This is a genomic window from Serratia sp. (in: enterobacteria) (genome assembly GCF_051654945.1).
Classification (GTDB): Bacteria; Pseudomonadota; Gammaproteobacteria; order Enterobacterales; family Enterobacteriaceae; genus Chania.
This window is the reverse complement of record NZ_JBOFZA010000072.1, coordinates 570,517-584,471: the sequence shown is the minus strand read 5'-3', so window position 1 is coordinate 584,471 and position 13,955 is coordinate 570,517. Positions and strand designations below refer to the sequence as shown.

Genomic DNA, 13,955 nt, shown 5'->3' with positions numbered 1-13,955 from the left:
TTATTTCGCTCCCGCCGGTTGGCTCAGTTTCATTGGCCGATGCTGGCTCAGGGTCTGTTTACGCTTGCAGGCGGGGCAGGTTTCGAACTGCGGCCGCATCGCGGCGATGCTGTCAGCCCCCATACCTGCGTGGGCCAGCAGCGCCATGGCGTAGTCCACCGACTTGGTTGGCGTAAAGGGCTGTTGGCAACAGCGGCAGTTGAGCAGGGTAAAGGTGGCGCGGATATACAGATCGGCCTTTTGCATTACCGCCATTTCAAACTGTTCAGAAAGCCGGATCGCCCGCGTCGGGCAGACTTCTTCGCAGCGTGCGCAAAAGATGCAACGGCCAATAAACAGCTGCCAGACGCGCTCGCCGCTGGCCTCATGGGTTTCCATGGTTAACGCATTGGCCGGGCAGGCCACGGTGCAGGCTCCGCAGGCGATACACTGCTCGGGATCGTACTCTGGCTTGCCACGAAAGCCCGGGCAAACGTCCAGCGGCTTGAACGGGTATTTGACCGTCACCTCACCGGCTTTCAGGATGGTTTTAAACAGTTTCAGCATGCTGCCTCCCTCACTTGCACGGTGAATTGGTGCGTTCGATCCCGTAGCGCTCAATCTCTTTGTACGGCACGGTCTTGGCTTTTCGCTTGTTGATGTCGATCAGCGTGACGCGGTCGGTACAGGAGTAGCAAGGATCGAGGCTGCCGATAATCAGTGGGGCATCGGAAACCGTATTGCCGCGCAGCATATAGCGCAGCACCGGCCAGTTGGCGTAGGTGGCCGCCCGGCAGCGCCAGCGGAACAGCTTCTGGTTATCCCCCAGCATGCTCCAGTGAATGTCTTCGCCGCGCGGGGCTTCGGCATAGCCCAGCGCAAACTTGTGCGGCTGGTAGCGGAAGCCTTCGGTAAGCAGTGGGCCGCCCGGCAGGTTATCCAGGCCGTATTCGATCATTGCCAGCGAATCCAGCACTTCCTGCACGCGGACCATCACACGCGAGTACACGTCACAGCCGTCAAAAGTGAACAGCGTTTTGGGCAGGGAGCCGTAGTTGGCATAAGGATGGTCAAAGCGCATATCGCGTTTGAAGCCGCTGGCGCGGATCATCGGCCCCACAGGGCTATAGTCGCGGGCGATTTGCCGATCCAGCAAGCCAATGCCTTTGGTACGTTGCTCGATATTCGGGGTGCCGAGCAGCATCTCCACCAGTTGCGTCACGTCGGCGCGCATTTCATGGATCAGCTTGATGGTTTTAACCCGTTGATCCTTCAGAATGTCCCGGCGCACGCCGCCAATCAGATTCAAGCCATAGGTTTTACGTGACCCGGTCAACAGTTCTGCCATGGTCATCGATTTTTCACGTACGCGGAAGAACTGCATAAAGCCGGTATCAAAGCCGACAAAGTGGCTGGATAGCCCGATGTTCAGCAGGTGGCTGTGCAGCCGTTCAACCTCCAGCAGGATGCTGCGGATGGCATGGGCGCGGGGTGGCACATAGATCCCCAGCGCATTTTCCACCGAGGTGGTGTAGGCCACGCTGTGGGTAAAGCCGCAGATCCCGCAAACCCGATCGGACAGGAAAGTAACTTCCTGATAGCCCATGCGTGTTTCGGCCAGCTTCTCCATACCGCGATGCACGTAGAACAACCGGTAGTCGGCATCGACAATGCGCTCGCCGTCAACGAACAGACGAAAATGCCCCGGTTCGTCAGAGGTAATGTGCATCGGCCCTATGGGGACTACGCGTGATTCGCCAGTGGCGGCATTTTCAAACGGATAGGTTTCCACGTTGGTGGTCGGTTCCGGGCGCTGGCGGTAATCCATGGTGTCTTTGCGCAGCGGGTAAAGATCGTCTGGCCAGTCGTCCGGCAGCACCAGGCGGCGCTCGTCCGGCAGCCCTACCGGGATCAATCCGTACATATCGCGGATTTCACGTTCGCCCCAAACGGCGGCAGGAACGCGCGGGGTGACCGACGGAAACTCCAGCGTGATGGCGCTAACGTGGGCCTTCACGGTGATAAAACACTTTTCCCCTTCCTCCATCGACAGCACGTAGTAAACGGCGAAATCCCCGGTCAAGGTACGTTCATCGTTGCCAAACAGCACCGGTAACCAGCCGCCCAACTGGTAATAAAGGTATTCAACGATCTCGGGTAACGAGTTCAGTTTTACCGTGATGGTGACCTGATTGGCGGTTTGCCATTCGGCCTCTAACAACGCATTGGGGAACTTCTCTCGCACCTTGGCCAGGTAGCCTTTGCCGAGCTTTTCGTCGTTGTTGAGGGTCAACACATGGGTTTCGTAGCTCACTTTACTTCTCCTGCCTGAGGTTCGGCCGCAGAGGAATGATTCTGAACGGCCCACGGCCAGCTAAAGGGCTGAGCGTGAGTGCCAGGCTTGTGGTTCATCACGATGGTGACCGCGTTTTCCAGCAGTCGGCTGACCGGTTGTGGGATATGGGTGCCCATCACCAGCATCAGCACCAACAGGATCAGCATCGGGAGAGTGGTCAGGATCCCCAGTTCACCTTTGCTAACTTCGTCTGGTTTGGGGCCGAATGAGATGTGGGCCACCATGCGTACCAAACCGGCCAATACCACCGTCAACAGCAATAGCAGGACGATGGTTAAGGTGATATGGCCTGCTGCCAGTCCCGCAGTTACCGTCATAAACTCGCTGAGGAAAATATTGAACGGCGGCATACCGCCCAGCGCCAACGCGCCCCCGGCCAGCATCACGGCGGTGAGCGGCATCGATTTGAGCATCCCTTTCACCACGGTGATATCGCGGGTGCCGTACTTCAGCAGCACGTTACCGGAGCCGCAAAACAGCAGGGTTTTTGCCAGGCTGTGGTTCAGGGTATGCAGCAGCGCCGCTAGGATGCCCAACGGGCCGCCGATGCCGATCGCCACGGCGATCAGCCCCATATTCTCCACGCTGGAGTAGGCCAGCAGCCGTTTGATATCGCGCTGTACCAGAATAAAGAAGGCCGCGACCGCCACCGAGAGCAGGCCAAATACCATCAACAGCCTGCCGGTAAACTCACTGCCCAGCGTGGTGCTGATAATGATGTAGTAACGGATGATGATCAGCAGCGCGCAGTTAAGCAGCACGGCAGAGAGCAGGGCGCTGGTGGGGCTTGGCGCTTCACTGTGGGCGTCCGGCAGCCAGGCGTGCATGGGGAACAGCCCGGTTTTAGTGCCAAAACCAATCAGTATGAACACAAAGGCCAGATGCATCAGCATCGGATCCAGTTGCGTGGCGTGCTTGAGCACTTCCGTCCAGAAGATGGCGTCATTGGGATCGGGCATAAAGCTGGCCGCGTTGGCGTAAACCAGAATGGTGCCGAACAGGCCGAAGGCCACGCCGACGGTGCAGATAATGATGTATTTCCAGGCCGCTTCCAGCGAGGAACTCTGCCCATACAATCCGACCAGAAACGCCGAGCTTAACGTCGTGGCCTCGATGGCGGCCCACATCAGGATCAGGTTATTGCTGGTGATCACCAACAGCATGGTGAACAGGAACAGGTGGAAGAAACCGTAGTAATGGCACAGCGTCGCTACCGAAATCTCGCCCTCATCGACTTCATGGCGCATATAGCCAATGGAGTACAGCCCGGTCAGGCAGCCGATGATGCCGAGGATCGCCAGAAACAGCGCGCTCAGGCTGTCCAGATGCAGCCAGCGTTCAGCGACCAGAATATCGCCCCCTTGCTGGTAGACCTGCATCACCGTCCACAGTGAAATCACCAACAGCAGCATAATGCCGATAAAGTGCAGCAGCGTGACGCAGACCCGTGCCGCATTGCCCAGCAACCGGCAGGCAAAGGTCAGCAGCGAGAAGGCCAGCGGCGTCAACAGTAATAGAAACAGCATGGTGGTATTACTCATCGTCTCACCCCTTCAGCGCCGTCAGTTGTTCAACATTCAGCGTGTTGAGCGTGCGATAGATTTTGCGCGCCAGCACGGCCATCACGATCACCGCAAAAATCGCATCGGTGGCGATACCAATTTCCACCAGCTCCGGCGCACGATTGGCCAGCAGCGCCAGCGTCAGGTGTGAGCCGTTTTCCATCAGGCAGTAACCAAATACCTGTTTGAGGATGTTGCGTTGGGTGACGATACACAGCAGGCCGAGCATGAAATGCCCCAGTGACACCGCCAGCGCCGGTTTTAGCGAGGCCAGCAGCGGCACCTGCACCGGCTCCACCACAAACCAGCACAGCAGCACAATGACTGCCGCAGCCAGTATCAGCATCACCGGGCCGATCAGGCTGCCGTTGGCCGAAGGATCGTCCATTTTGCGAAAGGCATAGGCCATAATCACCGGTACCAGCACCACCTTGGTGATAAAGGCGCTGATCGCCCACAGCGTGAGCTGGTGAGCCCCCAGAGTTTGCCCCAGCGTAAAGAAGATCAGCACCAATAGCAGCGACTGCAAGGCATAGAGCCAGCACGATGCCACGGGCCGTTTGGCGCCAATTACCAGCAGCGAGGTGACCATCATCAGCCCCGCGAGGTTATTGACGATAAGTGAACCGGTCATATTCAACCCCTTTATCCAAGCCAGGCGACGGCAATCACGCTGGAACCCACCGACATTGCGATCAGAATCACTAACACCGCGCTCATCACCCACGGCAGCGGGGAAGCTTGTGCCACCTCGGCGCTAGGTTTGCCGGGAATAACGCGCCCAAACCAATAGATAAACCAGGCAAAGCTGGCCACCGACTCGATCAGCACCAGCACCATCAGCGGCGTCATCAACCAGAACTCACGCGACAGGGCAAAACCGGCGGCAAAAATCGGGAACTTGCTGAAGAAGCCGTTAAACGGCGGCACCCCGGTGATTGCCAACGCGGCCACGCAGAAACCGACGCCCAGCAGCGGCATTTTGCTCATCACGCCCTGCAAGCGCGGCAGCATGCGGGTGCCGCAGCTGTAACTCAGCGCCCCGGCTACCAGGAAGAACAGGCTCTTGGCAAACGCGTGGTTAAAGATGTAGGCCACACCGCCGAGAAAAGCGGTTTTGGAACCGAAGATGGAAATGGACAGCGCCAGGAAGATATAGGAGAGCTGGGTAATGGTGGACCACGCCAGCAAGCGCTTCATATCCTTTTGCGGCAGGTACATCAGGAAGCCGTAAATCAGGGTGATCGTCGCCATCACGATGCCGACCCAGCCGATAATATGGGGCACCTGATCCGCAGAAAGAATGGCGCGGGCATAGATATAGACGCCCACCTTCACCATCGAGGCGGCGTGCAAATAAGCACTCACCGGGGTAGGGGCTTCCATGGCATCGGGTAGCCAGGCCTGCAACGGGAGCTGAGCCGATTTCCCCCAGGCGGCAAACAGAATGCCGCCAAACACCACCAGGCTGGCCGTACCGTTGAGCTGTGCAATGGCGCTCAGGGCGAAGGTGCCGGTATTGAGGAACAGCGTCGCTGCCGCCAGATACAGACCAATCGAGGCCACATGAGTGATCAGCAGTGCCTTCATGGCCGAGCGCTGTGCTTTGGGTGTCTGGTAGTAACTAATCAGGCCCCAGGAACAGCCGCCGGTGATCTCGAAAAACAGCAACTGCCCCAGAATGGTGGAGGACATCACCAACCCTGCCATCGCACCGATGAAGATCAGCAGGAACGCATAATAGCGGTTACTGCCCTCGTGGGGATGTTCACGGTTGGCCGTGGTGAGATAACCGGTGGAATACAGGCTGACCAACAGGCCAAGAAACACCACTGCGAACACAATCAGCGTGCTGATACGGTCGATAATGAAACCGAACAGCGCCACGTTGCCGTAGTGCAGCAAGGTGATGGTGGTATCCACCTTGCCATGTGCCAGGAATTGCCAGCCAATGATCACCGTACCCAGCGTGGCCAGCAGCGCGAACAGGCTACAGATCCACTTGGCCATCCGTTGCGGCACGCAGGCCGTCAGCAGCGCGCCGATAAACGGCAACAGCAGCGTGGCGAGGGCGGTATATTGCAAACAGAGCGTATTTTCCATAATGGGTTTCCTGGCGGCTTACAGACCGGTGAGATAAAAGACCAAGGCCAGCGCCGCTACGCCAAAACCGAGCCAGGTAACGTGATGCGTCAACAAGAACCGCCCACGCGCCAAGGTATTTTCAAAAATGGAGGCGATGACAAACACGGCCAGCAGCTTGGCCAGCATGAACACCGCTGCCAGCGCCAAGGCAGGGACCGTCAGTTCCACCGCCTTGCCGAAAGGAATAAATACCGCTAGAAACAGTTCGGCCACCACGACCTGCTTGAGGCCGATCCCCCATTTGACCAGCGCCAGGCCTGAGCCTGAGTATTCGGTCAACGGCCCTTCCTGGAGTTCTTGCTCGGCTTCCGCTACGTCGAAGGGAATTTTGCCCATCTCGATAAACGCTGCGAAACCGCAGGCCAACATGGCCAACAGCGTGGCCGTCGGTGAACTCCAGCCCTCGGTCAGGGTGGCGCTGATGCTGCCGATATTGGTGGAGCCAGCAATCAAAGCCACTACCAGCAAGGCCAGGATTAGCGTGGGTTCTACCAGCACGCCCAGCGTCAGTTCGCGGCTGGCACCGATACCGGCAAATGGGCTACCGGTATCCAGACCAGACAACGAGAAGAAGAAGCGGAACAGCGCGAACAGATAGAGCAGGGTGATCAAATCCCCTGCACCGGCAAACGGTGAGGTTCGCGTGAAGATGGGCAGAGTCATCGCGACCAGCAACATGCTGCTCAACAGCACATAAGGCATTACGCGGAAGATGGCGCCCGACTGCGCCGGAGCAACCTCCTGACGTTTGAACAACTTGCCCATATCGCGGTAGTCCTGCCAGATGCCTGGGCCACGGCGCGAATGCATCCGGGCGCGGATCTGGCGGGAGATCCCGGTGAACAGCGGCGCGATCGCCAGCATCAGCAATGCCTGGATCAGCGCGAAGAGTCCCATCATTAACGACGGTGTTTCCTGCATCGACATGCTATTTCCCCTTAAACCGCGACAAGCAACAGCAGGATCACCAAAGCGATCACCACATACAGGCAATAGAAGCGGAAGTCGCCGCTCTGCATACCTTGCAACCGTACCCCCAGACGTTGAGATGCCTTGACCAGCGGATTGATGAGCCAATCATCCCAGAACGGTTCGGCGCGGGTGGCCCCTGCGGTGGTCTGCTCCAGCGCTCGTGACAGCATCGGTGAAGGATCGAGCTGCTTGCGAAGGCGGTACAATGTGGCAAACATGGCGCGCAGCGGCTGGGTAAAGCCCCCGGCAGACACCGCCATTGCCTGCTCCCAGTTGTAACCACAGGCCCACGGATCGCCACGGCGACGGAAGCTGGATTGATTGCTTTTCAGCAGCAGATATACCGCCAGCGGGATCAGTGGCAGGGCGAAGAGCAGGATAAAGGTCAGCGCCGGTGACAACATCGCCTGGCTGGCCAGTTGCGGCACCAATATTGAGCCTTGTACGACCGTGACGTCATGAGTACCGACCAGCGTCATGGCAACCTGTGCCAATACTGGGGCAACCAAGCTGGCTCCCACGCCGAGCAGTACACAAAGCAGTGCCAACAGCAGCATGGCGGCCGTCATTGGCCACGGTACTTCGCGGGCCTGTGCTGCTTTTTCGCTGCGCGCGCCGCCGCAGAAGCTGACGCCGTAAACCTTGACGAAACACATCGCCGCCAGCGCCCCGGTGATGGCCAGCATCACCATGGCAATCGGGCCGCTGAGACGCATAATAAAGTTGCCGTCATGGCTCATGGAGAACAGTGATTGGTAGGTATACCATTCGCTGATAAAACCGTTCAGCGGCGGCAGGGCGGAGATCGACATACAGCCGATCAGGAATGCCACTCCGGTCAGCGGCATCAGTTTCGCCAGGCCACCCATCTGTTCCATATCGCGGGTATGGACACGCCAAATCACGGCACCGGCACCCAGGAACAGCAGACCTTTAAATACCGCATGGTTGAGCAGGTGGTACAGCGCACCGAGCAGGCCCAATGCCGCCATCACCGGGTGACCGCTGGACATGCCGACCATAGCCACGCCCACGCCCATTAAAATGATGCCGATGTTCTCGACCGTGTGCCACGCCAGCAGGCGTTTGATGTCGTGTTCGGCCAAGGCATACAGCACCCCTAACACCGCCGACACCGCGCCGAAGGCCAGCACCACAATGCCCCACCACATTTCGCTAGCGCCCAGCAGGTCGATACCCACCTTGATGATGCCGAAAATGCCGATTTTTACCATCACGCCGGACATCAGCGCCGAAGCATGAGAAGGGGCCGCCGGGTGAGCGCGCGGTAACCAACTGTGCAACGGCAGCATCCCCGCCTTGGCACCAAAGCCAAAGAAGGCCAGCAGGAAAACCACCGATGCCATCCACGGCGAGAGCGACAGCGTGCGGAAGGAGTCAAAGTCCAGGCTGCCGCTTTCCCGCCACATCAGGAAGAAAGCGATCATGATCAGCACCGAGCCGGCATGGGCGATAAAGAAGTACAGCAAACCGGCGCTGATGGACTCATCATCCTGATCGGCGATCACCAGGAACCAGGAGGCCAGCGACATCATTTCGAACAGAATAATGAAGTAGAAGGCGTTATCCATCACCACCAGCCCGACCATCGAGGCGATAAACAGGTTCATGAAGAAGCCCATGCTCGCCGCGCCTTTACCGCGATACTCCTGCACATAAGAGAGGGAATACAATGCGCAAACGGTGACCAACAGCGAGATCACCACCAGCATAAAGGCGGCCAGCGAATCCATGCGTACCACCAAGGCGGCAAACGAGAACAGGCCGGGGGTAGAGAAGGTGAGGGTTTGTCCGCTGAGCAACACGGGAACGGCACTGCACAGCCCCAGCAAGCCGCCGATCATCGCGCTAATACCTGCTAGCAAAATGGCAACGCGCTCCCGGCGAAACAGCAGCAGCGACAGCACGCCGCCGGTGACATATATCACCAAAGCCCAAAGCAGTAGAGTGAGAGAGTCCATGTTTATTTCTGCCCCCTGACGAGAGAAGGAGAGGATGGCCAGCCGATCGCAACCTGGCTGGCGCGCGCCAGACGTCGTGCCTGCGCTTCCTGCTCAAGCTGCTGTTCATCGATGAGATGCAAGGCGTTGGTTGGGCAGATGCGCACGCATTCCGGCCCGTCAGCGAGGAACGCACAGAGATCGCACTTCACCGCCACCGTTTTGATCCCGGCATTCCACGACAGATAGGGTGATTGGCTTGCAGGGCTGGTCGGCACGTCGGGCAGCATCTCAGCCGGAACGTACTGCTCAAACATCGGCGGAATATTGACCGGCCCACCGCCCGCAGGGGTGATCGCGCCGAACGGGCAGGCCAGACCACACAGCTTGCAGCCAATACACAGGCTTTCGTTCAGCTCAATGGCATGCTCGCCGTGGGTGATGGCCCTGACCGGGCAAACGCGCGCGCAAGGGGCGTCTTCGCACTGGCGACAAAGCATCGGGGCCGTTTGTTCTCCGACGCGCGTCACCGTCAGCCGTGGATGCGACTGGAGCCCGGTGGCCTTATGCACCTCGGTGCAGGCGGCCATGCAGGTATTGCAGCCGATACAGTGCTGAGGCTCCGCAATAACAAAGCGGTTCATGGCCTGTTCTCCAACAGAAAGCGATTCACAGTCAGATCGCCAACGAGAGTGGGATGAGTGCGGCGCGGCGGCGTTTTTCCGCGTTCATTTTTTGCAGCAACTGGTGGTCGACACACAGCAGCGCATCGGTAGGGCAAAACTCCATGCACGCCGGGCCGCTGGCACGCTCGCTACAGAGATCGCACTTATGCGCTTGCGTTTTACCTGCGGCGGGAAACATCAAGGCATTTGCCTGGTGGGCTACCGGACGGGTAATCACCTCCATCACGCCGTAGGGGCAAGCCATAACGCAGGCTTTACAGCCGATACAGCGTTCCTGCGTGACCTTGACCATCCCGTCGGTCTGGCTGATGGCTCCGTTGGGGCAGACGCTGGCGCAGGGGGCATCGTCGCATTGACGGCACAGCACCACGGTGCTGATATTGCCGTCTTTGAGCAGATGCAGGCGAGGTGTGAAGTTGGCGGCATCCAGCGCCGAGAAATCCTGGTTTTGGCTATGGGCCACTACGCAGGCGATCTCACAAGTACGGCAGCCGATGCATTTTTGCGGATCGGCCATGATAAACCTGTTCATCAATCACTCCTGATTACCTGTCATCGTTAAACTCCAGGCGACGAGCCTTTGAGTCGGTGCTGTCGTTAGCTATACATAAAACATGCCAGATATAATAAATTTAAATAAATCATTGAGTTATGATTTATTCGATTGCGTATCGACGGCAGGTGGGCATAAACGACGACGTTGAGGGGGGCGTTTGTCACTTTCCGTCCGGCTAAGCGTCGACACTTCGTCATTTTTGTCGAAATCGGCAGCAAAAGTGACGCCCTCACCCCAACCCTTCCCACAGGGAGAGGGAGCCGATCGGCGTTGCTGTCAGGTCAAGTTTCTCTCTTGCTGATGTGGCGCGGTGATTAAAGTAGATGCACGGACTGTCCCCTCTCCTTGGGGAGAGGGTTAGGGTGAGGGAAGACATCACCTTGGCATCGTAATTGCACTACCAAGATATTCGGCCACTATTCGCTGAACTACGGAGCTCAGATGCATGAAATAACCTTGTGCCACCATGCGATGGAAATCATGCAGCAGCACGCCCGGCAAAATCATGCCCGGCGCATTACCGCCGTATGGTTTGAGATCGGCGCATTTTCCTGCGTCGAGGCGGAGTCGCTGCGGTTCTGCTTCGACATGGTTTGTCGCGGAACCTTGGCCGAAGGCTGCGAGCTGCATCTGCTCGAACAGCAGGCGCAGTGTTGGTGTCACGGCTGCCGGATGGATGTGCAGCTACTGGTTGCGAAGGTGTTAGTCTGCCCGCAATGCGGCGGGCGCAACCTGCGAGTACTGGCGGATGACGGCTTGCAGCTCAAGCGCCTGGAAATTGAATAACCAAGAGGAACAAGCATGTGCATAGGCATTCCCGGTAAGGTCGTGGCGCTAGTTGACAATCAGCCCCAGCACGCCTGGGTCGACGTCTGCGGTGTACAACGAGAGGTGAACATTGCGCTGGTGTGCCAGGACGAGGGAGCGCCAGAGGTGCTGATCGGTAGCTGGGTGTTGATCCATGTCGGATTTGCCATGAGCCGCCTGGATGAGCAAGAAGCGCAGGAAACCTTGTCCGCTTTGCAAGCGATGGGGGAAGTGGAGCAGGACGTCGCCTTGTTCCTGGCGGGGGAAGGTAACGCACAAGGACAGCGATAAATTGTGCTATCCCAGGTAAATGGCATTCCTGTTGCGGTGTTTTGTTGATCCGGTCGGGGGAAATTATCATTAACAAACCTTACTCTTCGTAAGGATGTTCGCTGGCAATAATATTCGTGACTCAGACAAGTGATAAACCATGTCGAATGTACGCTTGGAACAGCAAGACCTGCTCGAAATTACCCGCATGCTGCTCGGGCAGCACAATTTCACCGATCTGTTACTGCAACTGCGTCAGGTGTTGCAAAGGTTACAGCTGGCCGACAGCGTAGCCTTGGTGCTATTCGATCCCCATAGTGATCGGGTGAGTTTTCACGGGCTGGATCAAGCTCAGCAGCCGGTGAGCTATCAGGATGAAACGCTGCTGGCGAATGGGCCGGTGAGTCGCCTGCGTCACAGTTCGTTGCCCCTGCGTTGGCAGGCTGACGAGTTGTACGAGCGTTATCCATCAATCAGCACTCTGAAGCTGCATCCTGCCTTCAAGCAATACTGTCTGATGCCGCTTCATGCCAGCGGCCGGCCGCTCGGTGGTTGTGAATTACTGCGTAGTGGCCATCAGCCTTTCAGTGATGCCAGCCTGGTACAGTTGCAGACGCTGATGGAGTTGGTGGCGCTGGCAACGCAGCAAATCGCGCTGCTGGAACATGCACAACGGCAGCAGCAGCAGTTGCGCCATGAGCTGAACGACTGTCGCATTTTGGTGGATGTGACCAATGCGGTGCTGTCAAAACTGGATCTTGACGATGTGATGGGGGAGATCTCAGAGAAGATTCACCACTTTTTCAACAGTGACGCCATCAGCATCGTGTTACGCAGTAATCACGCCGAACAGCTCACCATTTACTCAACCCACTATTTGCACAACAACGTCGCCGAACGCCAGCAGTACAACGTCGCACTGGCGGGTACCTTAACGGAGCGGGTGATGCAAAGCGGTGAAATGCTGCTGTTGAACCTGAAAAATGCAGAGCAGCTTTCTGGCTATGAGCGGCGGCTGTTTGATATTTCACAGGGCAGGATCGAGGCATTGTGCGTACTGCCGCTGATCTTCGGCCAAAAGAAGCTCGGGGTACTGAAGCTGGCGCAGTGTCAGGCAGATGGCTTCAACGCGGCCAACCTGCGGGTGCTGCAACAAATCGCCGAGCGCATAGCTATCGCGGTGGACAACGCGTTGGCCTGCCAGGAGATCAACCGGCTAAAAGAGAGTCTGGTGCATGAGAACCTGTATCTGACCGAGCAGATCAACGTCAATCATCCCGATTTGAGCGAGATCGTCGGGCGCAGTGCGGGGATGTCTGCGGTGCTTAAACAGGTTGAAATTGTGGCCCAAAGCGACTGTTCGGTGCTGATCCTCGGGGAAACGGGCACTGGCAAGGAACTGATTGCGCGAGCTATCCATAATCTGAGCGAACGGCGTGAGCAGCGCATGGTGAAAATGAACTGTGCGGTGATGCCCGCGGGCCTGCTGGAAAGCGATCTTTTTGGTCATGAAAAAGGCTCGTTTACCGGCGCCTCTACCCAACGGATGGGGCGTTTTGAGCTGGCGGAGAAGGGCACGCTGTTCCTGGATGAAGTGGGGGAGATCCCCATTGAGCTGCAACCCAAGCTGCTGCGGGTATTACAGGAGCGGGAGTTTGAGCGGGTCGGTGGCAACAAACCGATCTCCGTCGATATTCGCCTGATTGCCGCTACCAACCGGGATTTGCAGCAGATGGTAGCCGATCGCGAATTCCGTAGCGATCTGTTCTATCGCCTGAACGTCTTTCCGATCGTTATTCCACCGCTGCGCGAACGGCCAGAGGATATCCCTCAACTGGTCAAATTCCTGACCCATAAAATCGCCCGGCGAATGAAGCGAACTATCGACAGCATTCCGGCACAAACGCTACGTTTACTCAGCCAGATGCCCTGGCCGGGTAACGTGCGTGAGCTGGAAAACGTGATCGAGCGGGCGGTATTGCTGACGCGCGGTTCGGTGCTTGAGCTACCGTTACCCGAATTGCCGTTCTCGCAACCCGCAGTGGTGCTCTCTGCTCCAGCCACGGAAACGGTGTCACCGGAGGAGGATGAACGCCAGCGGGTGATCCGCGTGCTGAGAGAAACCAACGGCGTGGTCGCCGGGCCACGCGGAGCCGCACAGCGGCTTGGGCTGAAACGCACCACGCTGCTTTCGCGGATGAAGAAGTGGGGGATTTCGGTGAATTAATCGGCGTCGTTGTGTTATTCGGCAAGATTATTTAGCGAACGACTCCAGTAGCCGTCGGTTGGTGATTTTTTGCTAGCCGGCATTTACTTCCCATCTAAGCCCTTACTTTAAATAAGTATTAAGGCTATTTTTTTATAATAAGTTCTCTCTGTGGGGGGTAAATGTCATTATTAAAGCTATTTTTTTATCATTTTCAAGTAAATGCCAGGTGTTGGGCGGTTTTTTTGAAGCTATTAGCTAATTAAATTTGTCATGACAGTTTTTAAATCTACTTAAATTTTCATCATTGGTGTTTGTATCTACTTTTTCTGCGGTTTTGTGATAAATCACCAAAAAAGACATTTATCACTGCGTGGAATAGTCGGTTATTAATGAAAAATTAATTTAAATCAATTGGTTGTGATTTTGTTGTGTGAGTTTTCTACGGTCATTGA

At 57.0% G+C, this 13,955-nt stretch carries 12 protein-coding genes; 3 read left to right on the top strand and 9 right to left on the bottom strand.

Features of this window, described 5'->3' with window-relative positions; all coding sequences use genetic code 11:
• Genes hyfH through hydN form a run of 9 tightly spaced genes read right to left on the bottom strand, consistent with a single transcriptional unit; the run spans position 1 to position 10,193 of the window.
• Positions 1–546 (bottom strand): hydrogenase 4 subunit H, encoded by a 546-nt coding sequence (gene hyfH / locus ACRDCA_RS13260; protein WP_438689929.1) that lies wholly within the window; start codon positions 544–546, stop codon positions 1–3.
• 10 nt (positions 547–556) lie between these two features.
• A complete protein-coding gene (locus ACRDCA_RS13255; RefSeq protein WP_438690154.1) occupies positions 557–2,272 on the bottom strand; it encodes a hydrogenase large subunit in 1,716 nt (571 codons plus the stop codon).
• 17 nt (positions 2,273–2,289) lie between these two features.
• Entirely contained in the window at positions 2,290–3,876 is a 1,587-nt protein-coding gene (locus tag ACRDCA_RS13250; RefSeq protein WP_438689928.1) for a hydrogenase 4 subunit F, read from the bottom strand.
• 4 nt (positions 3,877–3,880) lie between these two features.
• Positions 3,881–4,531 carry a hydrogenase 4 membrane subunit gene (hyfE, locus tag ACRDCA_RS13245; protein ID WP_179247933.1) on the bottom strand — a complete coding sequence of 217 codons (651 nt, stop codon included), beginning with the start codon at positions 4,529–4,531 and terminating at the stop codon, positions 3,881–3,883.
• An 11-nt stretch (positions 4,532–4,542) separates the two neighbouring features.
• The gene (locus ACRDCA_RS13240; RefSeq protein ID WP_438689927.1) at positions 4,543–6,000 is read right to left on the bottom strand and encodes a hydrogenase 4 subunit D; all 1,458 of its coding nucleotides are present in this window, start codon (positions 5,998–6,000) and stop codon (positions 4,543–4,545) included.
• Between the two features lie 18 nt (positions 6,001–6,018).
• Complete coding sequence (locus ACRDCA_RS13235; RefSeq protein WP_438689926.1) at positions 6,019–6,969, bottom strand: respiratory chain complex I subunit 1 family protein; 951 nt, start codon at positions 6,967–6,969, stop codon at positions 6,019–6,021.
• 11 nt (positions 6,970–6,980) lie between these two features.
• Positions 6,981–8,996: a hydrogenase 4 subunit B gene (gene hyfB / locus ACRDCA_RS13230; protein ID WP_438689925.1), complete on the bottom strand. Its 2,016-nt coding sequence runs from the start codon at positions 8,994–8,996 to the stop codon at positions 6,981–6,983.
• Between the two features lie 2 nt (positions 8,997–8,998).
• A complete protein-coding gene (locus tag ACRDCA_RS13225) occupies positions 8,999–9,619 on the bottom strand; it encodes a 4Fe-4S dicluster domain-containing protein (protein WP_438689924.1) in 621 nt (206 codons plus the stop codon).
• A gap of 31 nt (positions 9,620–9,650) precedes the next feature.
• Complete coding sequence (hydN, locus tag ACRDCA_RS13220) at positions 9,651–10,193, bottom strand: electron transport protein HydN (protein ID WP_438689923.1); 543 nt, start codon at positions 10,191–10,193, stop codon at positions 9,651–9,653.
• Between the two features lie 465 nt (positions 10,194–10,658).
• Between hydN and hypA the strand changes: the two genes are divergently transcribed.
• The 3 genes from hypA (at position 10,659) to flhA (ending at position 13,521) form a co-directional block, all read left to right on the top strand.
• Entirely contained in the window at positions 10,659–11,003 is a 345-nt protein-coding gene (hypA, locus tag ACRDCA_RS13215) for a hydrogenase maturation nickel metallochaperone HypA (protein WP_438689922.1), read from the top strand.
• A 15-nt stretch (positions 11,004–11,018) separates the two neighbouring features.
• Positions 11,019–11,315, top strand: a complete 297-nt coding sequence (locus ACRDCA_RS13210; protein ID WP_438689921.1) for a HypC/HybG/HupF family hydrogenase formation chaperone — start codon at positions 11,019–11,021, stop codon at positions 11,313–11,315.
• Positions 11,316–11,454: 139 nt separating this feature from the next.
• On the top strand, positions 11,455–13,521 hold the full coding sequence (flhA, locus tag ACRDCA_RS13205) for a formate hydrogenlyase transcriptional activator FlhA (RefSeq protein WP_438689920.1): 2,067 nt from the start codon (positions 11,455–11,457) through the stop codon (positions 13,519–13,521).
• Positions 13,522–13,955: the final 434 nt, after the last annotated feature.